This is a genomic window from Streptomyces nanhaiensis (assembly GCF_046614825.1).
Taxonomy (GTDB): Bacteria; Actinomycetota; Actinomycetes; order Streptomycetales; family Streptomycetaceae; genus Streptomyces; species Streptomyces radiopugnans.
In genome coordinates, this window is the sequence record NZ_JBKJFM010000117.1 from 1 (window position 1) to 20,566 (window position 20,566).

General features: G+C 72.2%; 20 protein-coding genes and 1 pseudogene. 13 read left to right on the top strand and 8 right to left on the bottom strand.

Annotated features, from left to right (window positions below; all coding sequences use genetic code 11):
- The 3 genes from ACLIYP_RS22125 to ACLIYP_RS22135 form a co-directional block, all read left to right on the top strand.
- Positions 1-749: helicase associated domain-containing protein (locus ACLIYP_RS22125; protein ID WP_412714866.1), on the top strand; the 749-nt coding region annotated here is incomplete at its 5' end.
- A gap of 233 nt (positions 750-982) precedes the next feature.
- Positions 983-1,579: a hypothetical protein gene (locus tag ACLIYP_RS22130; protein WP_412714867.1), complete on the top strand. Its 597-nt coding sequence runs from the start codon at positions 983-985 to the stop codon at positions 1,577-1,579.
- Positions 1,580-1,620: 41 nt separating this feature from the next.
- Complete coding sequence (locus ACLIYP_RS22135; RefSeq protein ID WP_412714868.1) at positions 1,621-1,842, top strand: helicase associated domain-containing protein; 222 nt, start codon at positions 1,621-1,623, stop codon at positions 1,840-1,842.
- Between the two features lie 27 nt (positions 1,843-1,869).
- Here ACLIYP_RS22135 and ACLIYP_RS22140 read toward each other — a convergent pair whose 3' ends face one another.
- Complete coding sequence (locus tag ACLIYP_RS22140; protein WP_412714869.1) at positions 1,870-2,478, bottom strand: SMI1/KNR4 family protein; 609 nt, start codon at positions 2,476-2,478, stop codon at positions 1,870-1,872.
- Positions 2,479-3,246: 768 nt separating this feature from the next.
- On the opposite strand from ACLIYP_RS22140, the gene ACLIYP_RS22145 reads away from it, so the two are divergent.
- The 4 genes from ACLIYP_RS22145 (at position 3,247) to ACLIYP_RS22160 (ending at position 7,640) form a co-directional block, all read left to right on the top strand.
- Entirely contained in the window at positions 3,247-4,770 is a 1,524-nt protein-coding gene (locus ACLIYP_RS22145) for a Mu transposase C-terminal domain-containing protein (RefSeq protein ID WP_412714885.1), read from the top strand.
- A complete protein-coding gene (locus ACLIYP_RS22150) occupies positions 4,767-5,540 on the top strand; it encodes an AAA family ATPase (protein WP_412714870.1) in 774 nt (257 codons plus the stop codon). The genes ACLIYP_RS22145 and ACLIYP_RS22150 overlap by 4 nt, the downstream gene beginning before the upstream one ends.
- A 23-nt stretch (positions 5,541-5,563) precedes the next feature.
- Positions 5,564-6,655 carry a hypothetical protein gene (locus ACLIYP_RS22155; RefSeq protein ID WP_412714871.1) on the top strand — a complete coding sequence of 364 codons (1,092 nt, stop codon included), beginning with the start codon at positions 5,564-5,566 and terminating at the stop codon, positions 6,653-6,655.
- 454 nt (positions 6,656-7,109) lie between these two features.
- Complete coding sequence (locus tag ACLIYP_RS22160) at positions 7,110-7,640, top strand: hypothetical protein (RefSeq protein ID WP_412714872.1); 531 nt, start codon at positions 7,110-7,112, stop codon at positions 7,638-7,640.
- 53 nt (positions 7,641-7,693) lie between these two features.
- On the opposite strand, the gene ACLIYP_RS22165 is transcribed toward ACLIYP_RS22160, so the two are convergent.
- The 4 genes from ACLIYP_RS22165 to ACLIYP_RS22180 form a co-directional block, all read right to left on the bottom strand.
- Positions 7,694-8,008, bottom strand: a complete 315-nt coding sequence (locus tag ACLIYP_RS22165) for a hypothetical protein (protein ID WP_412714873.1) — start codon at positions 8,006-8,008, stop codon at positions 7,694-7,696.
- A 7-nt stretch (positions 8,009-8,015) separates the two neighbouring features.
- Positions 8,016-8,960: an AlbA family DNA-binding domain-containing protein gene (locus ACLIYP_RS22170; RefSeq protein WP_412714874.1), complete on the bottom strand. Its 945-nt coding sequence runs from the start codon at positions 8,958-8,960 to the stop codon at positions 8,016-8,018.
- A gap of 187 nt (positions 8,961-9,147) precedes the next feature.
- Positions 9,148-10,791, bottom strand: a complete 1,644-nt coding sequence (locus tag ACLIYP_RS22175; RefSeq protein WP_412714875.1) for a competence protein CoiA family protein — start codon at positions 10,789-10,791, stop codon at positions 9,148-9,150.
- 190 nt (positions 10,792-10,981) lie between these two features.
- On the bottom strand, positions 10,982-12,427 hold the full coding sequence (locus ACLIYP_RS22180) for a ThiF family adenylyltransferase (protein ID WP_412714876.1): 1,446 nt from the start codon (positions 12,425-12,427) through the stop codon (positions 10,982-10,984).
- On the opposite strand from ACLIYP_RS22180, the pseudogene ACLIYP_RS22185 reads away from it, so the two are divergent.
- Positions 12,353-12,713: pseudogene (locus ACLIYP_RS22185) on the top strand (transposase); the annotation flags it as partial. The gene ACLIYP_RS22180 and the pseudogene ACLIYP_RS22185 overlap by 75 nt on opposite strands.
- Positions 12,714-12,783: 70 nt before the next feature.
- Here ACLIYP_RS22185 and ACLIYP_RS22190 read toward each other — a convergent pair.
- Complete coding sequence (locus tag ACLIYP_RS22190; RefSeq protein ID WP_412714877.1) at positions 12,784-13,158, bottom strand: BlaI/MecI/CopY family transcriptional regulator; 375 nt, start codon at positions 13,156-13,158, stop codon at positions 12,784-12,786.
- Between the two features lie 240 nt (positions 13,159-13,398).
- Between ACLIYP_RS22190 and ACLIYP_RS22195 the strand changes: the two genes are divergently transcribed.
- Genes ACLIYP_RS22195 through ACLIYP_RS22205 form a run of 3 tightly spaced genes read left to right on the top strand, consistent with a single transcriptional unit; the run spans position 13,399 to position 15,035 of the window.
- Positions 13,399-14,070, top strand: coding sequence for a GNAT family N-acetyltransferase (locus ACLIYP_RS22195; RefSeq protein WP_412714878.1), 672 nt, complete (start codon positions 13,399-13,401; stop codon positions 14,068-14,070).
- A complete protein-coding gene (locus tag ACLIYP_RS22200; RefSeq protein ID WP_412714879.1) occupies positions 14,067-14,858 on the top strand; it encodes a M15 family metallopeptidase in 792 nt (263 codons plus the stop codon). The genes ACLIYP_RS22195 and ACLIYP_RS22200 overlap by 4 nt, the downstream gene beginning before the upstream one ends.
- Positions 14,859-15,035 (top strand): hypothetical protein, encoded by a 177-nt coding sequence (locus tag ACLIYP_RS22205; protein WP_412714880.1) that lies wholly within the window; start codon positions 14,859-14,861, stop codon positions 15,033-15,035.
- A 3,022-nt stretch (positions 15,036-18,057) separates the two neighbouring features.
- On the opposite strand, the gene ACLIYP_RS22210 is transcribed toward ACLIYP_RS22205, so the two are convergent.
- Entirely contained in the window at positions 18,058-18,360 is a 303-nt protein-coding gene (locus tag ACLIYP_RS22210) for a hypothetical protein (protein WP_412714881.1), read from the bottom strand.
- Here ACLIYP_RS22210 and ACLIYP_RS22215 point away from each other — a divergent pair.
- Entirely contained in the window at positions 18,352-19,149 is a 798-nt protein-coding gene (locus ACLIYP_RS22215) for an NAD(P)-binding domain-containing protein (RefSeq protein WP_412714882.1), read from the top strand. The two genes, ACLIYP_RS22210 and ACLIYP_RS22215, sit on opposite strands and share 9 nt — an antisense overlap.
- 99 nt (positions 19,150-19,248) lie before the next feature.
- Here ACLIYP_RS22215 and ACLIYP_RS22220 read toward each other — a convergent pair whose 3' ends face one another.
- Complete coding sequence (locus ACLIYP_RS22220) at positions 19,249-19,656, bottom strand: heavy metal-responsive transcriptional regulator (RefSeq protein WP_412714883.1); 408 nt, start codon at positions 19,654-19,656, stop codon at positions 19,249-19,251.
- Positions 19,657-19,943: 287 nt separating this feature from the next.
- On the opposite strand from ACLIYP_RS22220, the gene ACLIYP_RS22225 reads away from it, so the two are divergent.
- Positions 19,944-20,566 (top strand): MFS transporter (locus tag ACLIYP_RS22225; protein WP_412714884.1); only part of this gene is annotated, 623 nt, incomplete at its 3' end.

The following is a 20,566-nucleotide window of genomic DNA, read 5'->3' on the forward strand; positions in this document are numbered from 1 at the left end:
CGAAATGGCGGGTGGAGTTGCTGGAGGAAGCCGGGATGGTGTGGTCGGTGCCGGACGCCGCCTTCGAGGAGAACCTCGCCGCGGCACGGGCCTACCACGCCGTCCACGGCACGCTGTGCGCACCCCGGACGGCGGTGGCCGAGGGCCGGCCGATCGGGCAGTGGCTCACCAACTGCCGCCGCCCCGGCGGACTCGGCAAAAACCCCCAACGGGCGGCCGAGCGGGCGGCCCGGCTGGCCCAGATCGATCCGGATTGGAACCCGGCCGCCCAGGGCTGGACAGTGGACTGGCAGCGGCACTACGCCAAGGTGAAAGCCTGTATCGACGGCGGCGCCACCCTGGACGAGATCCGGCCTGGGGTGACCGTGGGCGGGGAGGACGTCGGACTCTGGCTCGCCCGGCAACGCGCCCAGTGGGGGCAGCTGGCCGACGGGCAACGCCAACGCCTCACCGCCCTCGACATCCAACCCACCGCGACGGCGCCGGGCGACGAGACCGGCCCCGGGAACGAGGGAGCGGTGGTGGTACCCGCAGGCGCCACGGCCTGGGACCGCGGCATCGCCGCCCTCCGCCAATACCAGGCCAGGGAAGGACACACCCGGGTCCCCAGAAAGTGGATCGAAACCGTCCACGACCAGACCGGACACCAACACCCCATCCGGCTCGGGGTATGGCTCAACAACCAACGCCAACGACGCAGCAACCTCCCCGCCGAACGCGCCAAGGCACTGGAGGAACTGGGGCTGTAAGACCTCCTGCCGGTACAGCGATGGCGCCCGGGACAGCACCGGGGCGGGGCCAACCAACAAGGGACGGCCCCGGGCACTGTGGGGAGCACCGGGTCGACTGCCATGTCGTCTGAGCCGGCGCGTAGGGTGGCCGGCCGCCGACCGTTGTGTGTGCCGGTGGCCGCTTCAGTCAGGTGGCCACGGCGGGCCGGGGCGGCGGTTGGTGTCCCGTTGAACCGGCGGAGGAGCAGCGCGTGTCGTGGTTGGATGAGCTGCGTGGTGTGCTGGGCGAGCCTGCCCACCGACCGCGCGGCGGGAACGACTGGGCCGAGGTCGAGCGGTACGTCGGCTCCCCGCTGCCCGGCGACTTCAAAGCCTTCCTGGACGCCTACGGCACCGGAGTGGTCTCCGGCGAGCTGGTCGTCTTCCACCCGCACGGCTCCGCTCCCCTGCTGCCCCGCATGCGGCAGGTCCACCAGCGGTTCACCGACCGGCGCCGCAGAGCCCTGGCCGCAGGCGAGCCGGAGCGCTACCCCCATCCCTTCCACCCCGAGCCCGGCGGTCTGATCTCCTGGGGCTATGACCACAGCGGCGACGAGCACTTCTTCCTGCCCTGCCACACCGACCCCGACCGGTGGACGATCGTGACCATGGCGCACGAGGAGGGCTGCGAGACCTTCGACGGGCCCTTCACCGGCTTCGTGCTGTCCTTCGTCAACCGCCTGCGCAACGTCGATCGCTACCACGGCATCGACCCCGAAGCCCTGGAATTCCTCGAGCCGGAAGACCTGGAAGAACTGGCCGCGAACGGCGAGATCGGCCCCACCCAGCCAAGCTTCCACCCGTTCTGACCAAACATGCCGCAGGCAGAACGGCACCGTAGACGGTCACCATGCCCGCCGCCGGTCCCTGGGACCGCGCCCTGGCCACGCTGTGCCAGTACCAGCGCCGGGAAGGACACGCCTGGGTGCCGAGGAAGTGGATCGGGGCCGTCCGCGACGAGGCCGGGCACCAGCACCCGATCAAGCTCGGCATCTGGCTCAACAACCAAAAACAACGCCGGGCCAAGCTGCCGGGCGAACACGCCAAGGCACTGGAGGAACTGGGGGCGTGACAGGGATGTCTTGATCGGCTTGGTGGCTCACATGCCGCGGTCCGGGCCGTAGGCGACGCGGGTGCTCTCCCCGGGTGCCATGGGCAGGTACGCGCGCTTCACCGGCCCCGGGTAGAAGACGGCGCTGTTCTCGCCGGCCATGTCCTCGCCGATCAGGTACCGGTAGAGCCACTCGGCGAAGGGCATCCGGTGCTCGGCCCACCAGCCGTCGCCGTCGGCGATCACGAACCGCTCGTCCCGCCCGCTCGCCCCACCGACCAGGAAGAGGGTCTCGCCCCGGTCGGTGGACGCCAGGGGCCACAGCCCGCCCGGGGTCCCGAAGGCGAGCTCGGGCAGGCCGAACAGCTGCCGCGGGTCCTCGTCGGCGTCGAGGTCCAGGCCGTCCCAGTCGACCGCGGAGAAGGCCTGGACGGTCTCTTCGATCCACTGCCCGAGGTTCCACGACGGGGAGGCCGGGTGGTGCAGGTACAGGTGCCCGTTGAGCTGGATCGGCGCGTAGGCGTCCACGACCGTCGTGTAGTCGGCCGGGAACCTCAGGCCGAGCCCGGTCTCCAGGCGCTGCCAGGCGGCCGGGTCGGCGTAGCGGTTCTCCGGGGGGCCGATCATGTCGATCACGGCCCGGAGATAGTCGGTCATGGCACCTCGAAGGGACAGCGGGTGGAGAGATCAGCGGTTGCGGTCGCGGCCCGGGATGGTCGGCGGGACCGGGCCCGATCATGCCCGACCCGGACACCGGGCGGCGCCCGCCGAACGCACCGGACACGAAGACGGTGCAGCACCTGGTGCCCGACAGGCTGGGGGAACCGTTCGAACACGCCACCCCCGAGCCGCCGGCACGGCCGTAGAAAGGCGGACGTCGGCGGGTGGCCTTCCCGACCCGACGGGCCGTACAGCAGCCGCCACATCGGCACCTCGCGGCCGGTGGTGAACAACCAGCGCTCCCGCGCCGTGACACTGACACCGGAGCGGATCGAACAACTCTCCGCCCTCGGCATGCGCTGGACGTGATGAGCGTGGTGGTGCCCTCAGCACCGTAAGCACGCAACGTAAAGGGTTTGCGATCTCCCGCGACAGCGAAGGAAACGCAGGCCAAGCGTGCCACGCCAAGTAGCGGCGAGATACCGGCATCGAACGATCGTTCATATCGCTTTCCTGACAGAAAGCCCTGCGGCGCGGTCGACGTGAAGGTCGGCTGAGGGGTAACAGGGGTTCCTGTAGCGGATGTCAGAGGCTGCTGTCATCGAAATGCCGATTTCCGTCAGACAGGTGCCGATCCCATGGAGAACTTGGGGCCGAACAGCGTTGTGCATGTCGTTCTGACGGACGGGAGGTGCCGTGGTGGCTGACGACGGCGAGCAGGCGGCAGTGGCGGTGTTCTCCCCAGCGCTGGGTCGGGCGGCTGCGGTGCCCAGGCTGCTGGAGCTCGAGGCGCGTGGGGAGCTGACGTCGGCGCATGTGCGGCTGGTGGCGTCCTCGGTCGGGCGGTCGGAACGGACGGTATGGCGATGGCTGGCCGCCGCCCGGAACGAGGGCCGTCTGGCCCGTCGGCCGGTGGTGCGGTTCACGGTCACCGCGGAGATCCGGCGCTTGCTGGCCCTGTACGGCGGCAACGCTTCCCGGCTGCACGCCGAGTTGGCGGAGCGGGCCCGGACAGATCCGTCGGCCGCGCCAGTGCCGTCGTTGTCGACTCTGCACCGGGCGATCCGCCGGGATCTGTCTCGTGGCGAGCGGGCGGGGCTGAAGAGTGGGGAAGCCGCGCGGCGCGCCCACGATGTGTTCGGCAAGCGGCCGCCCACGCACCGCAACGCGGTCTGGGAGGGCGACCACAAGCACCTTCCCGTCGAGGTCGACGTGGAGGGTGAGCTGGTCACCCCGTGGGTGACGTGGTTCATCGACTGCGCAACCAAGGTCATCACCGGGGCGGCGGTGACCGCGCATGCCCCGAGCCGGGACGCGGTGCTGGCCAGTTTGCGGATCGCGATCAGCCGCGCGGAACCGTTCGGGCCGATCGGCGGGCTGCCCGGCTGCCTTCGGGTCGACCGCGGCAGGGAGTTCCTGTGCGAGGCGGTGACCGTGGCGATGGGTGCCTTCGCCGTGCCCGTGACCGACCTGCCCGCCCACTCCCCGCACCTGAAGGGCACCATCGAAGCGCTGAACGACGCGGTGGAGGAAATGTTCCTGGTCACCCTGCCGCGCTACACCCACCGCCAGAAGCTCCCCGGCGGTCGCCTTGCCGATCCAGATGCCCCGCCGCTTGCGTTTGAGGCGTTCGTCGGTCTGCTGTTGGAGTGGGTGCGCTGGTGGAACACCTCCCACCAGCCGGCGGCGTTGGGCGGCAAGACGCCTCTTGAGGCCTGGCAGGCCGACCCCACCCCGATCACCGACGTGCCCGACCAGGCGCTGGCCACGTTCGCTCTCGAAGACGACGGACGCACCTACACGATCACGACGAGCGGGATCCGGTGGCGGCGCCGGGACTACCTGGCGCCCTGGATGGTCGGCCGCACCGGCACCAAAGTGATCGTGCGGCATCTGCCGCACCACGACAACCAAGTCGAGGTCTTCGACGCAGACACCGGCCGCCACCTCGGGCCTGCCTTCCTCGCCCAGTCCGCAACCGCTGACCAGATCCGTGCCGTACGCACTGCCCGCACTGCGGCCGCACGCCGGCTCAAAGCCGACTTGAAGGCCGCCGAGAAGCTGCGGCGTGAGCGCTTCGCAGCCGTCACCACCGCCACCGCCCCCAAGCGCCTCGGCTCACTCACCGCCGCGGCGGCCGACGCCGAACTCGACGGCGCCGCGGTCGGCGACCGGCGGACCCTGGCCCGGCCTGACTACATCCCCCACGGCCCCGCGCCCGCCGCCTGGGCACGCCCCACCCCCTCCCCCACCACCGCACCGGACGACGAGGAGAACCAGCCGCGATGATCGACCTGGACTACGGTCTGCTGCCGCCCGAGGCCGACGACCACTTCCTCGGCCTGGAACACGCCCAGCTGGTCGGTACCGACGCTTTGCCGACGACCCGGGACAACATCGAGGCCGTCATCGAGGCGAAGGCGATGATGTGCGTGTACGGGCCGGCCGGGTCGGGGAAGACCATGTCGGTCAACTCCGCGCTGAGGCACCTCGCGCCGGAGAACACCTACCGCCTGGAGCTGCGCGCCGGCCCCACCCCCCGCGACATCCGCCACGGCCTGTTCAAGGCCCTCGGCCTGCCCGGCGAGCCGCCCACGCGGCCGATCGAGTTCGACAACCTCCTCAAAGACGCCCTCGCCGAGGAGTTCCGCATCCTGGTCTGCGACGAGGCCCAGTGGATGAAGAAGACCTCCTTCGAGTACTGGCGGCACCTGTGGGACGACAAACGCACCGACATCGCCGTGATCTTCGCCGGCGGCGACGGCTGCTACAAGATCCTGCGCCGCGAGCCCATGCTCGCCTCCCGCATCTACATCTGGCAGGAATTCACCCGCCTGGCCCGGGCCGAGGTCTGCCAGACCATCCCCGCCTTCCACCCCGTGTGGGCGGGGGTGGAGGTCAAGCTGATCGAGACCATCGACAAGCAGGCCGCCCATGGCAGCTTCCGTAACCGGGCCAACATCACCGCCCACGTCCTGACCGGCATGCGCAAAAAGAACCTCGCCCAGATCGACGAAGAACTCATCCACTGGGTCTACAGCAAGATCGGCGGCATGTAGTGCCCACGTGGGCAGGCGTGCGGATGCCACCGCGGCAACGCGAGCCGGAAGGCGGCTCTCACCACCACGGCCAAACGCCCGTCACCGTCGTCATCGACCACAGCGACCACCCCGCCTTCACCGCAGCGGCCCTGGACGCCCATGCCCCGGCAGCGGGCCGTATCACCGTGCACCCCACACCAGCGGTCGGCACTGCTGCCGCCTTGGCCCAGGACGTGCTCCACGCGCTCGGCAAAACCGTCATCGGAACCAGGGAACAGCACGGCACCTGGGCCGACTCCCTCCACCCCCCCTGGAACGCCGCTTGCGCCTGGACCAGCGCACACGGCATCGACCACCTCATCGTCACCCGCGCCCACCAGCTCACCACCCGCCGCCTCCACCAGCTGCTCGGTCTGCGCCGGCGCAACGGAATCCGCCTCACCCTGCTCTGGCACACCCGCCCCACCAGCGTCCTGGCCACAGCGCTGGACGGCACCGCCTACCGGCTGACCGAAGACCTCCCCACCGCTCTCACACAACCACAGCAGCCACGGCACACACCGGCGCGGCACGGCACAGCCGGCCGACCGCACGACCAACCCCTTCCGGGGCGGCACCAGACGGCATGGATCAGCCCACCCCGGCCGAGCCGGGGCCAGGTGGTGCCCCGGCCGCCGCGGGTGCAGTGCCCCGGAGCCGAGCAACCCTGTTCCGCGATCACCCCGGCCACCGCGGCCGAGCCAGACGACCACGACCAGACGACCGGCCACCTCACCGCGCGGCTGCACACCCTCGCCCACCCCCTGCACGCGGCGGCACCGGCCGCCGCCACCCTCACCGGGGCCGGCCTCGAACGCCTCGCCCTGATCCGCGGCACCGACATCGACACCGCAGCCACCCACCTCAAGACCCACGACAGCCCCGCCCACCGCCGCTGCCGCCTCCACCCCCTCCCCACCTGGGCCCGCCCCCTCCTGAACGCCGCCGCCCGCTACCACCACCTGGACGGCCGCCCACCCGACGCCGCCCTCCTCCCCCTCGTCACCGCCCGCAACGGCATCCACCTCGCCACCTGCACCAAGCTGCTACGCCTCCGCCTCCCGACACCGACCAGCACACACACCGAACCGTGATACCGATCGGCACCACCATGACCCGGCGAACCGTCAAAAACGTCAGCGCCGTGTCGGCAACCGATGTCAGCGGCACAACACCCGCCGTCACCACCCCGACCAGGGCCAACACCACCCCGGACCACTGACACACCAACACCGAAACCACACCGACAAACCAACGCAGATCATCACCTGGACGCGCTGGTCGAGGCCAAGTGCACCGTGCCCGTTCTGACCGTCTGCCTCGTACCCGACATCCCTGGTGAGCAGGTCATCGATCAGGGGGTGTTCAACCGGGTCCGGCACGAGGCGATGCGCGATGCCCCGCTGCCCGGCCGCGGTGACCCGGTTTTCCGGGACGTGCGGCTCGGCCGCCGCCGCTTTCTGCTGAGCGACCGCTGCCCGCAGCCGGGCTTCTACGCGGAACTCCACACGGACGGTTCGGGGCCTGGGCCTGCCCGTGGGGGCGACCATGGGTCGCCTCGACAGCTTCCAGGAACCGATCCTGGGGGCCCACACCGATGCCGTGGTGTTCTACGCACTGGCCGCCCTGCGGCACCTGGCCCGCCACGCTGTCACCCGCACCGGCGCCTCTGGCGCCGCGACCGTGCGAGCCGGTTTGTGGAGCCGGCCCACCTCCCACCCGAGCCGGCACAGGAGTAGCGCAGTCCTCCAGGAGGATCCCGCTCCGCTGCATCTCGTGCACGACCCGGGGGTGCCCATCTCCCCGTACGTCCGGCGGCTGAGCACCCAGGCGCACGACAGCGCCACGGGAGAGGCCCAGGTCCTGCTGGAAGACCTGGCCGACGGCGGCACCGGCCTGGTCCAGGCCGCCTCACTGGTCCTGGGCGACCTTTTCCAGAACTACGGTCTGGCCGAACCCGAACAGATCACCCGCGAAGGGCACGTCGACCTCGGTGCCTGGAGCCCGGACATGCACCCCGGCCTCCGCCACTGGAGCGCACAGAGCCGCGTCGAGCTCCTCCCCGCGGCCGCCGACTGACACAGCGGGCCACCCGGCGGCCGAGGCCCACCTCGACACGTATACGTCCTTGGCTACAGTCCGAACTGGTTCATCAGGTCGGTGTGCACCTCCTCGGCGATGCCGCGTCCCTCGTCGTCGCCCGCAGCCGGGGAGAACAGGGCGTGCACGGGCTGGATGTGGTGAGGTCGACGGGCGTACGGGGGTGTGCTTCCGGGACCGTAGACGTCGCCGAAGACGGAGGTGAGGGGAGCCAGGGCTCTGGGTCCACCCGTGGGCGTGATCGTCACTGTGATCTGCTGGGTGCTGTCCAGGCGGAGTTTCCGCTGTAGTCCTTGAACGGCGGCAACGAGGTCGTAGCAACACGCTTCGACCAAGTGCTCCGGCACGGGGAGATCACCGTCGTCGCCCGGCGGCTCTTCTCTTCCGCGCAGCCTCGACAGATTCGCGGCCATCACCACGGTGCCGTCGTGGTGCAGCTCGGTGATGATCTCCCGACCGACGGGGAGCTCCAGCGTGCTGCACACCCAGCGACGCAGGCCTGGGCGCGGGTTGAGGAGCGTGTCCCCCCATCCCTGCCAAGGGGCCCGGCACCGAGGCCCGGCCCAGCAGTTGGCCGGACCGCGTCCTGGCGGAGCGGAGGATCTCGCGGGCCTGGTCCCGGCTGAGCGCGGGCGCGCCGAGGGGCAGCGGGCGGTGAGGCCGGGAAACGGCGATGAACCAGGCCGACGGGGCGGTGGCCTGCGCCGCGATGTTCTTGGTGGTGAGGTCGAAGTGCCGCTGGACCTCTTCCTCGGCCCGGGCGGCGCGGGCGAAGCGGTCGCGGTAGGCGCGCTCGATCTGGTGCTCGGCCATCCAGGCGGTGTGGTCCTTGTCGCGGTACGGGACCATCGCGGCCTGCTGTTCCTTGTCCCTGGCCGATGTGCCGTAGACGAAGTGCGGCGCCATCTCGCTGGCCGGCACGTCCACGACCAGGACGGTCGTGGTGCCGTCGTCCAGGCAGAACATGGCCAGGTCCGGTAGGTAGGGCTGGACGTGGTTGCGGACCCACTGGGCGTACTGCTGGAGGTTGACCGCCTCCGGGTCGATGCCTACGAGTTCGGTCGTCTTGTCCTTGACTCCGAAGATCAGCAGGCCGCCGCGGGTGTTGGCCATGGCGGCGATGTCCTTGGCGAACTCGTTCCACCGCCCGTCCCGGGGCGGCTGGGGAAGCCTCTCCTTCCAGTCCAGGTCGTCCGACTCCTGCAGGTTGTCCGCGGCGGCCTGGCGGACCATGTCGAAGGTCAGCGGGCCGGGAGGGTGCCCGAGGTGCTCGTGCAGTCTCGTCCAGGAACGTGCCATGCGCGGCAGCGTAGGACGAGACGACGCACGCCGACAGAGAGGGCGCCGTGGCATGGGCGTGACCCCGGCCGCGGCCGATCGTTGAATCAGCTGCGGGTCGCGCGCACCCGGACGGGCGAACCTTGGGCTGGTTCTGTGGTGAACCCGCCTGCCGGTGGAGGCACGGAGCGCCAGCAGGCGGATGGGCTCACGGGTACTGCCGGTGGAGTTCGGCGCGTTCGGCGGCCAGCTGGTTGATGAGGTCGGCGTCGTCGGCGGGGAGGGGCCGGCCGAGCCGGTGCGCGACATCGCGGTGAAGTTGCAGCGCGGCGACGTCTCCTCCGGTGGCGAGGAGGACCGACCACAAGGGGTCCTCGGCCTTGGTGTCGCGCTCCACCAGGACGAGCACCTCTACCTTGTCCTGGTGGCTGAGGCGGCCCAGTCGGCGCTGGCCGGTCCGGCTCTGTAGGTCCGACCAGGTGGTGGTGCGTCCCTCCCGTGCGGCTTTCTTGAGCGCGCCGCGGACGGTTGCGGCGATGGGCTGCAGCTGTTCCACACGGGCCTGCCGGGCGACTCGGTCCTCCCGCTCCTTTATCACCTGGCGTGCGGCGGCTCTGCGCTGAGCCTGCTCGCGTTTTTCGGCTTCCCGCCTTTCGGCCTCCTCACGTTCCCGGGCCTTCCGCCGCTCCTCCTCCATGTGCCGAGCGCGGGCCCTGACGTCGTCGACCACAGCCCTCTCGTGGTCCGGCGTATCCCGGTCACTCACGAGGTCTGTGGCCTGCTTCAGCAGCGTGTCTATTGGCCGTCCCGCCTCGAACTCCTCCTTCAGGCGAGAGACGACCGTCTTCCGGCGCCGCGCTCGTTGCTCCCGCCACCGCTCGCCCCGGGCCAGCGCGGCGCTCAAGTCCTCAAGGGCGTCCTGCCCGGCGTCCTCCTCCAGAAGGTTCTGGACGGCCTGCATCGCCTCCAGTACTCGTCTCGGCTGGTTGTCATGGAGGGCGCCGTCGAGTCGGAGCACCGCTCGCCGGACAGGATCGGGCTGCCGGGAGGCCGGTACCTTCCGTACGGCGGGGGGAGCGACGGACACGATCGTCCGCTGAACCGGTGTGCTCGCCGCCGTGGTGGCCGGAGCGGGTGCAGACGCTGCGAACTGACCCGCTGTGGGCTGGTCCGCCGCGGTCAGCCCGTCCGCAGTCAAGACGAGTTCGTGCAGATCGAACCACCTGGATCCCACCCCCGGCATCTCGATACCGGCCTTGACCGAGCGGCGGCCCCCGGGTTCGTTGTCGAAGCGGATCCGGTGGACGTGCCCGCGGTGGGCGAGAGCATCCGGGGAGATCCGGACTCCAGGCCCCAGCACGATCTCCCACACCGTGCCGTCGTCCCACATGACGGGCCGATCCTTGTCGAGGTGGACCAGGAGAACACGCCCGTCCTCCAAGCGGACCAAAACCGCGGACCCGAGCGGTTCGGGGTACTCGAACTCAGCCGAAACGCCCTGCGCGCGCAGCCACGCTGCGAAGTCCGCCTTCACGAACAGGTGGTTGGCGCTGTCCCTGCCGCGGGCCTGTCGGCTGCACTGATGCTCGTCACCGCCGTCCCGGTAGTGGGCGAAGTGGCAGACCTTGTCGGTGTACCGCTTGGTCATCAGCTGACGGCCACAGCCGCCCGGCAGGTTGATGCCGCACCACCAGGTGTCGTTGGCGTGCTCGCGTCGGAAGCGATCCAGCTCCTCCGCGTCCTCCGGACACACCACCGGCTCGTCGGATTCCGGGCTTCCAAGGACCGCGGTCTGGATAAGGCGTCTGTCCATCCTGCTCCTGCAATCTCTCAAGGAGTAACTCGTCGCCATTGTGCGCCCACACACTGGCAGGCGAGACGAACCAGCCCCGCAACGTGATGCCGCACCGACTGAACACACCGCGCGGCCCGTGCATGGCGGCCGGCCAACGACCTGCGGGCCGAGTGGCAACGGGTCGTGGCCATCCCAGCTCTCCGTCGTGGGACCGTCAGGGCCCGGTACAGCCCATGTCGTTGCGTTCTCACCCGAGGCGATGAAGGAGGTCGTCGACGGCGCGCCGGGCGCGGAGCGGCCAACGGTGTGCTGCGCGGGTGCGGGTGGCGCGTGCCTGTTCGGCGGCCGGGTGCCGTCCGGTGACGGTGACGGGCGTGTCGTCGCCGAGCGCCAGCAGGGGTCCGTCGTAGGGGCAGCCGGGGGTGCAGCCTTCTTCGCGGCGGTCGAGGGTGCCGGTGGTCAGGTGGTACAGGTGGGCGCCGGTGTCGGCGATCCCGCCCGGGGCGGTGGCCATGGTGAGGAACTGGGTCAGCTGCGCGGCCGCGGCGCCGGTGGAGAAGACGAAGACGTTCTCCTGGCGGCGCAGCGGGTGGTCGGCGGGCAGGCCGGTGATGTAGGCGGGGTCGTCGAGGGAGCCGTCGCGTTCGGCTTGGACGTGGGCGGGGTCGTACTGGCCGAGGCATTCCAGGCAGGCGCGGCCGGGGGCGGCGACATGGGCGCGCCATGCGGCGCCGCGCAGGCGTCCGCCGCGGGCGTCGACCGCGATGCCGCCGTCGACGACGGGGATGAGGTGGGTGTGGGCGAGGAGGTTGAGGGCGGCCCGCGGCCAGGGGCGGTCGACGCAGGAGAAGAGGACGTCGCAGTCGGCCGCGGCGGCGAAGCCGTCGGGCTCCACCACGCTCGCCTCGTGGGGTGTGGCGCGGAAGTGGGCGGCGGTGGCGGCGCGGCGGGCCGCGTGGGCGGCGAGGTCGGCCTTGGCCCGGTGCAGGCGCACGTCGCGGGCGGTGGCGTGCAGCAGCCGGTCGAGGTTGACGTCCTCGACGGTGTCGAAGTCCAGCAGGCTCAGGCGCTGGATGCCGGTGCGGGCCAGGGCCTCGACGATCAGCATGCCGACCGAGCCGCATCCGACGATCCCGATGTGGAGCCGGGCCAGGTCGGCCTGGGCCGGGGCGCCCCAGGCGGAGACGGTGCGCACCTGCCGGGTGGTGGCCGTCGGCACGGGGAGGAGGCGGTCGTTGAAGGTGACCGCGAGGCGGTCGCCGGCGCCCCGGACGCTCTCCGCCTCGGTGGGGAGATAGTGGCGCGGGGCGTGCTGTTGCCAGATGCGGGCGCCGTGGCCGGCGTCGGTGCCGGCGAAGGTCAGGCCGACCAGCGGGCGGCCGGTGATCACCTGGGTCTGGGCGGCGAAGGCGGCCTCGGCCGCGTGGTCGACGGTGTTCAGGGCTTGCCAGCCGCGGCCGCCGGGGTGGGCGTGGATGAAGCCGAGCCCACAGCCAGCCTCGGCGGCGAGGGCGGCGGCGCGCAGGAAGTAGCCGCTGGTGAAGTCCACGGTGCCGTGCACGATCCGCTCGCCGTCCTCGGGCAGGACGAGGCCGGTGAGCAGGGCGGTGGTGCGGCCGGCGTCGGCGTCAGGACCGCCGCCACCTTGCTGGTCACCGTCGGCGACGGCACCTCGTTCCCAAGCGCCGCCCACCTCGCCTCCTACGCGGGCCTCGCCCCCACGACCAAGTCGTCGGGCACCTCCATCCACGGCGAACACGCCCCGGATCGGGAACCGGCAGCTCGAACGCGCGATGTTCCCCTCCGCGTTCGCCACCCCGCACGATCCCGCCTCCCGCATCTACCACAACCGCTGCCGGGCCCGCGGCAAGACCCACGCCCAGGCCCTGCTCCGCCTCGCCCGCCACCGCATCAGTGTGCTGTTCGCCATGCTCCGCGACGGCACCTTCTACCAGCCCAGAACCCCTCGCCTCGCTTGACGAAAGACATAGAGACCCCCAGCAGGGCCGCGTGGGCCAGCAGAGCGGTGATGATCAGCATGGCGGGCCCTCAGCGGTCCGTGCCCGGATCGGGCGTCATATCGTCCAGCGCCGCACGCAGCGCGGCGGCCTCGGAGGCGTCGAGGCGGCCGGCGAAGCGCAGCAGGGCGCTCGCCCGGTCGGTGGAGGACTCCAGGACCTGCTCCATCAGCTCGGCCGTGTAGTCGTCCGCCGAGCGCAGCGGGCTGTAGCGGTAGGACCTACCCTGTTTGGCCCGCTCCAGCCAGCCCTTGCCGCGCAGGCGTTCGGTGACCGTCATCACCGTGGTGTACGCCAGCGGGCGCTGCTCGTTGAGGGCGTCGGTGATCTGCTGGATGCTCAGCGGCTCGCCGCGCGCCCACACCACCCGCATGATGTCGGCCTCCAACTCGCCGAACGGCCGCATCGCCTTCGCCCCGCCTTCCTGCTCGCACGATCTGCCTGCGACGACAGTACCGGCAGCTCCGCACCCCCGCCAATGAACTTCTACACCGTGTAGTAGTTTGCGGGCGTGGACGTCGAACGAGGCGCTTCCGCGCCATCGAGCCCTGCCCTGCCCCCTTCCGACCCCTCCGGTGCCGCCGATCCCATGCCCCCGATACCCTCCCCGCGCCGAGAGCTTCCCTTCGGTTGCGCGCTGCGGCCGATGGAGCCCGAGGACCTGCCCTTCGTGGTGGGCGAACACCGCCGCCACTTTCCCGACGGCTTCTTCGCCCGCCTCGGGCCCCGCTTCCTGACCTCCTACACCGCCACCTACCTGACCAGTCCGCACGCCCGGGCCTACGTCGCCGAGGCCGAGGGCCTTCCGGCCGGATTCCTCGTCGGCGTGACCGATCCGGCCGCCCACCGCAGCTGGCTGGTGCGCACCCACGGCCGGCGCCTGGCCCTGCGCGCCTGTACCGCGCTCGTCACACGGCCCGGGCTGCTGCTGCACTTCCTGCGCACCCGCCTGGGCCGGTACAGCCGCAAACTCCTCCCCTCGCGCCACCGCCGGCAGGAGCCTCCCGCCGCGGACCGCGACGGCGTCACCGCGGTCCTCGCCCATGTCGCGGTGGCCGACCGGGCCCGCTCGCTCGGGCTGGGGGCGGCCCTCGTCGAGAGGTTCACCCAGGACGCCGCGGACGCGGGCTGCGCCCGGGTCACCCTGGTCACCGCGACCGGCCCGGCAGGGGCGGGCCCCTTCTACGAGCGGCTCGACTGGCAGCGCACCGGCGAGTCCCACACCCCCGAAGGCCGCCTGTTCGCCGTGTACGAACACCCCCTGCCCGGCGCCTCCCCGCACAATCCCGCCCGTCACGACCAAGGACCAGCACAGTGAGCCACGCCGCCCGCCGACGGCTGCCGTTCCTCCTCGCGACCCTCTTCCTCGCCACGGCCTGTACCGCGACGGACGGCACGGACTCCGCCACCGCCTCCCCGGCGGACGCCTCGGCCTCCCCGGCCCCGTCCGCGGACCCGGTCGTCCGCGAGGTGCCCCAGGCGCAGTGGGAGGAGATGGTGACCGCCGGGATGGTGCGCAAGGGGTGCCCGGTGACCGATCGCGCTCAACTGCGCCGGGTGGAGATCAACCACCACGGCTTCGACGGCGAGATCCACCGCGGCGTCCTGGTGGTGAACGCCGACACCGCGGACAGCGTCGTGCGGATCTTCACCCGGCTGTTCGACGCGGAGTTCCCCATCCGCAGCATGAAACCGCTGGAGGAGTTCGGCGGGGACAACAACGCCAGCCTGCGGGCCGACAACACCGCCGCCTACAACTGCCGCCGCCCCGACCAGATCAACGCCCCGGTCACGGCCTCGCCGCACGCCAACGGCCGCGCCGTGGACATCAACCCCCTGGAGAACCCCTGGAAGGACCTGCGCTGCACGTGCTGGTCACCCAGCGGTGAGCACAGCGCGCGCACCGAGGGCAAGGGCAAGATTCTCAAGGGCGGCCTGGTGTGGCAGGCGTTCCTCGACGAGGGCTGGGTCTGGCAGAACATCAGGGTGCCGGACTACATGCACTTCGACACCGGCTACCCCTCCGAGCCGTACGCCGGGCCCGGCCGTCGGGAGCAGTCGCCCCTCCCGACCGGCCAGGACACCACGGGCGGCGGAATCGGCTAGGTGACGTCCCGCCGGGCCGCGGTCGCCGCCGCGAGGGCGGCGCATGCGGCGGCGTGGCAGGCGTTCACCGGCGAGGACCGGATCCCGCGGAACATCGACGTGTCCGACTCCATGCACGTCGACACCGGCTCCCCCTCCGAGCCCCTGCCCGTCGGCGGCACTCCGTCCCCGTCCTAACGCCGCGCCGGTCGCGGGCCGCCCCGGCCGGACGTCTCCACCCGGCCGGGACGCACCCCCTCCCTCGGGCCGGGTCAGCCGGTCACCGGTGCCGCGGCCGTGCCGGGGGCGAGATATCCGGCGCGGTGCAGCGCGGTCACCGCCGCGCGCAGCCCAGCCCGGTGGCCGCCAGGGCCGTGCCGGTGGCCACCGACACCACCGGCACGGCCGTCCTCCAGGACGGCACCTGGAAGATCGCATTCACCACGCTGTGCTCCCCCCGGCACGGCGGCGACGTCCCCCGGGCGGCGACCTGCCCTGAGGCGGACGCCGCAGCCGGACTCCGGCCCTGAATCCGGTGTGATGCGCCTCCCCTGGCAGGCGAGCAGGGCCCGGTCGTCCGCCCCGGATGCTGGCAGCGGAACGCCCACCGCACCGTCCACGCCCGCGATGGGCTGCCTCGGCACAGGACGGCCGGTTCCCTCGGGTGCGGGGCCGTGTCGTCCCGGCCGCCGTGCGAATCGGGGGAAGGTGCCCGCGACGTGGGACGCGGCGGCCGATGGCAGTCTCGCCGTATCGAGCGAGACCGTCGCGCGGTCGCGGGCGGCGCGGAGGGATGGATCGGCCTGTCCGGAGGCGCTCAGGGAGCAGACCGGCCAAGAAGCCGCCCGCTGGGCATGAAGCCGGTCCGGGAGGCGACGCTCATCGAGGATCCGGCGCCGACCGGGCGGCGGGCGCTGTTCCAGCCGGAAGCGCCGTGTGCTCCGGTGCAGTCGGACAGCGGCGGTCGACGGCGGCACGGACAAGGGCCGGCTGGGCAGCCGCCGGGGCCAGGCGGATGGCGGCCATGGTCGCCCACAAGGCAGCCACCCCCGGCGTGCTGGACTGGAGGAGCCGCGTCCCGGCCAGGGGAGCGGCGATTCCGGCGATGCCCCAACCGGTGCCGTAGGAAGAACGCCCGCGAGATGGCACTGCTGCCCTACACGAGCCGATAGCCGGTATCCCCATCCCACGCGGACAACGTCCTCACCGCACCCACACACGCCGTCCTCGGAAGAGGAGTCGGTGGTGTCTGATCCCTACGCGTCGTCCGCCCCGTACATCGATCCGCTGATCGCCGGTTTCCGGCACGGCATATCCCCCGCCCTGACCGCCGAGCTGAAAGCCCTCCCCGCGTTGCCGGGACCAATGGTGGACTTCGGCGCCGGATCCGGGCGCGGTGTACGGGCCATCTGTGCCGCGCTGCCCTGCGTCCCCGTGCTCGCTGCCGAGCCCTCCCCCGCCATGCGCACCGCCCCGCTCGCCCGACTGACAGACCCCCCTCCCTGCGCACCGCCGTCACCGTGGTCGCCGCCGACGCCCAGACGTACGAGTTCCCCGACAGGTTCCAGGCCGTCGTGGCCATGAACGTGCTGGGACATTCGCCCCCTGAACAGCGCCCGGCGGCTGTGGGCGAGGATCGCGGAGCGACTGAAGGACGGGGGCTGCTGGTCAATAACCAGCAGCCCCATGTGCCCGTGGTGGTACCGCCGGTCAGAGGAGGCGCCTTCCGCGTCGGCGAGCAGGAGTACAAAGGCTGGGTGTCGGCCGAGCCCTCCGGCGAGAAACGCCTCACCTGGCGGATGACGTACGGGACCCTGCGCGGCGGCCGGTGCCTGTTCGAGACGACCGCCGACTACGAGCGGTGGGGGCCACCGACGAACAACTGCCGCCGAGTGGTCCGCGCACGGCCTGACGGCCCGTACCGCCGGCGGGGGCGGGACCGGTTCTCCCACCACCGTGGCCCGCCCCGTCGTCCGCCCGATGCGCTCGGCGTCCGGCGCTCTGGGGCGATTCCCCCCGGAGGGTCTCCGGCGCCAGAAACGCTGAGGGGCACGGCTGAGCCTCACAACCATTCGCCGGGGAATGCGATTTCCCTGCCGACGCCCGGGCCGGCACCCGCAGGGAACGGGCGCCGGCCTGGGCGCCTTATCGGCTGCCGGAGCGGCGCGAGGACGTCCGGTGCGGCTCGCGCGCCCCTCCCGCGGAGGTCCGCAACCGTCCCGAACCTCCATGGCTCTCTTTGTTCAGCGCCTTGCCCCACGGCGGTCGCGGCGCTGCCCTTACCGTCGCCGGGCCCCGGCGATAAGGGGATCGGTGGGCGGGGCAGAGCGGTCGTCGGTCCGCCGGTTCTGAGTGTCCGCCCGGTGGAAGACGGCCCCTTCTCCTCGGTTGACCCGGTCGCCAGGGCGCGAATCGAGGGATGCGCGAAGAGGTGGCGTACGGGCAGGGTCCCCGGTTCCTTCCTCAGGACGCGGTGCACGCGCACCAGGGTCAGCGATGTCGCCCCGGCTCGAAGAACGAGCGGTCATGATCGGAGGTGTTCGGGGTCGGAGCCGATGAGGTCGGCCAGGGCAGCGGCCACTCACCGCTCCGTGGCCGGGTCCCGCCGGTCGTCGCCGGCCGGGCGGGCGAGAAGAGCCGCCCGGTCACGGACCGGCCCGGCCGCAGGTTCCGGTCGGTCAGGGCGGCGGGGACATCGCTCCTCCACGCGGACCGGCCGTCGGTCAGAAGGCGCGGCGGATCGGCGTAGGCGTTGAAGAACGTCCAGGTATCCGGGGGAAGGTCGCCTCGACCGCGTCCCAGCCGACGCGCGGTTTGCCGTCCCGCTCGAATCGAAGACCTGGGGGTCCAGGCCGACGTGCGGGGTCTGGCCGATGGCGTACACCGTACGACCGAACCCCTCCAGCAGTTCGGAGGCGTCAGCGGAACCGCACGCTCCGGACAGACTGCCCAGGCCGCTGGGGAAGACTACCGGCAACAGCGCCTGCCGCCCCCGCCGGGTCGTCGTCTGCCTGAGCACAGGGCATGCCGCCCGGTCATCCGGCGGTGACTCAGGGAATGGGCCGACGCCGGAGAGTCGGTCTGATGCGGAGCGGATCCGCTGCCGTGCAGGCCGGAACCGGTGACGCAACCTGGGTGCGGTGCCGCCCCGTAGTCACACCACCGGCCAGAGGACCTGGCGATCGGCGACATCGGACCCGCGGACGGCCGGCGTCTCAGGTCACCACCAGGCTGCGGCTGCGGTGGTGGCCAGGCCCAGGGCGGCGCGGGCGTCGGCCATGCCGCGGGCCAGTTCGCGCTCCTGCGCCGCCGTCGCCGGGCGGGCCAGCCAGATCGCGGCGCTGCCGTCTGCCTCGATCGCCTCGTCGGCAATCCACTCCAGCTGTTCACGGGCTCCGGCACCCCGCAGGCGGGCACCGCCGGGCTCGTCCTCGCGGCCCGTCTCGGCACCCTGGCCCTGAGCCAGGTGCACATCCGGCGCCGCCGCCGACGGCACCGGCACCTGCTCGACCTCGTGGCCCACCGGGACAGTGCCCTGCCGGGTGTGGACGTCCTCGCCCACCCCGCGGCCGCCGCCCCCCGCGAGCAGGGCACCTGGGTGGTACGGGCCGAGGGCGGCCGGGAGTTCACCGCGCGGGCGCTGATGGCGGTGACCGGCGACTACGGCACCCCCCACGTCCCGGACCTGCCCGGGCGGGCGGAGTACGGCGGCCGGATCCTGCACGCCGCCGACTACCGCACCCCTGAACCCTTCGCCGGACAGCGGATCGTGGTGGTCGGCGGCGGCAACTCCTCCATCCAGATCGCCGCCGAACTCGGTGCCGTCGCCGACGTCACCCTGGCCACCCGCCGTCCCATCGGCTGGCTGCCGCAGCGTCCGCTCGGAAAAAACCTGCACTGGTGGCTGGCCCACACCGGCCTCGATGTCGCCCCACTGAGCCGGTGGCTGCACAGACTGCCGGTCTCGGTGCGCGACAACGGCCGCTGGCGCCGCCCTCGAAGAGCACAACGTGGATCGGCGGGAGATGTTCACCCGCCTCGCCCGCGAGGGGTGGTGTGGGCCGACGGTTCCGCGGAGGTGGTCGACACTGTTCTGCAGGCCATCGGCTACCGCCCCGCCTTCCCCTACCTGACCGACAGCGGCACCCTGGACGCACAGGGCCGGCCCGTCCACCGCAGCGGCATCGCCACCGTTCCCGGGCTCGGCTTCGTCGGCCTGGAGTTTCAGCGCTCCTTCTCCTCCAAGACCCTGCGCGGGGTGGACCGCGACGCCGCCCACGTCCTGGCTCGGCTGCGCCGCCAGCAGTCCTGAACCGGCCCCGGACCTCTCGGGGCAGAGGCCGCGGCGAATCCGGCCGGCGGCGCCCCTGGGGGCTGGATCCGTGAGGGGCGGCGCGGCCGGTGGCGCGGGTCAGCGGTCGATGAGCGGGCAGACCCCTCCGGCCGGTTCCGGCGTGGCGCTGGGGTCGGCGGTGGCCTGGCGGGTGGCGGTGAGGGTGGCGCGCAGGGCCTGCAGGTCGGTGATGGCCCGGTCGATTTCGGCGATACGGGTGTCGAGCAGGTTCCGTACCGCGGTGCACGGGGCGGTGCCGGCGCGGCGGAGGGTGAGGATGGCGCCGATGTCGTCCAGGGAGAGGTCCAGGGCGCGGGCGCGGCGGATGAAGGTGAGGGTATCGATGTCGTTCTGGTCGTACAGGCGGTAGCCGGCCGGGGTGCGCCGGGCCGGGGGCAGCAGTCCGCGCTCCTCGTACAGGCGCACGGCCCTGCGGGAGAGCCCGGCGGCCTCGGCGACCTGTCCCACCGTCATCGTCGCGGCCATCGGCCCCTCCCTTACCGGTCCCGGCCCGGGTTTGACCTTCCCCCAGGGTGAAGGTTTTAGCGTCGTCAGCCTATGCCGTACGAGAGGAAGAAGACGCAGATCATGCCACCTGTCCAGGGCGAGGCGCGTCGGGGCCCGGGCCTGCGGTGCGGGGGCGAGACCGCCCGCACCGAGGAGGCGGCCCCGGGGCGCGGCGGCGCAGGAAGGCCCGCCCGCCGCGGGCACGGCATGGCGAGGGTCCGCTGAGCGGGCGCCGGCCGGGGCGGCCGGGCACCGGGCTGCGCCCGGTGTTCTCCCGCCCCGGCTACCGCCGGCTGTGGGCGGCGCGGACCGCCTCGGCGTGGGGGGACGCCTTCGCCACGGTCGCGCTGAGCCTGCTGGTGTTGGACCGGACCGGTTCCGACGTGGGGGTGGCCGGGGTGGTCGCCGCGGAGATCGTGCCGGTGCTGCTGCTGGCCCCGTTCGCCGGGGTGGTCGTCGACCGGCTCTCGCCGGTGCGGGTGATGGTGGCCGCCGACCTGGCGCGTGTCGTGCTGGCCGCGGTCCTGCCGCTGGTGGCCGACTCGGTCCCGGCGATCTACGCGGTGGCGTTCGGCCTGTCGGCGGCCTCAGTGTTCTTCAACCCGGCCGCCGGGGCGGTCCTGCCCGCCCTGGTGGACGAGGAGGAGCTGATCGCGGCGAACTCCGGGATCTGGACCGCCGCGGTGCTCTCCCAGATCGTGCTGGCGCCGGCGGCCGGCGCCGTGGTGGCGTGGGTCGGCTACGGCCCGGCGTTCTGGATCAACGCCGCCAGCTTCGCCGCCTCCGCCGCGGTGCTGGCCCGCCTGCGCCCGGCCCGCCCGCCGGGCGCAGGCGGGACCCGGGCCGGGTGGTGGCACCAGGCCCGGGAGGGGGTGGCGGTGCGGCCGGT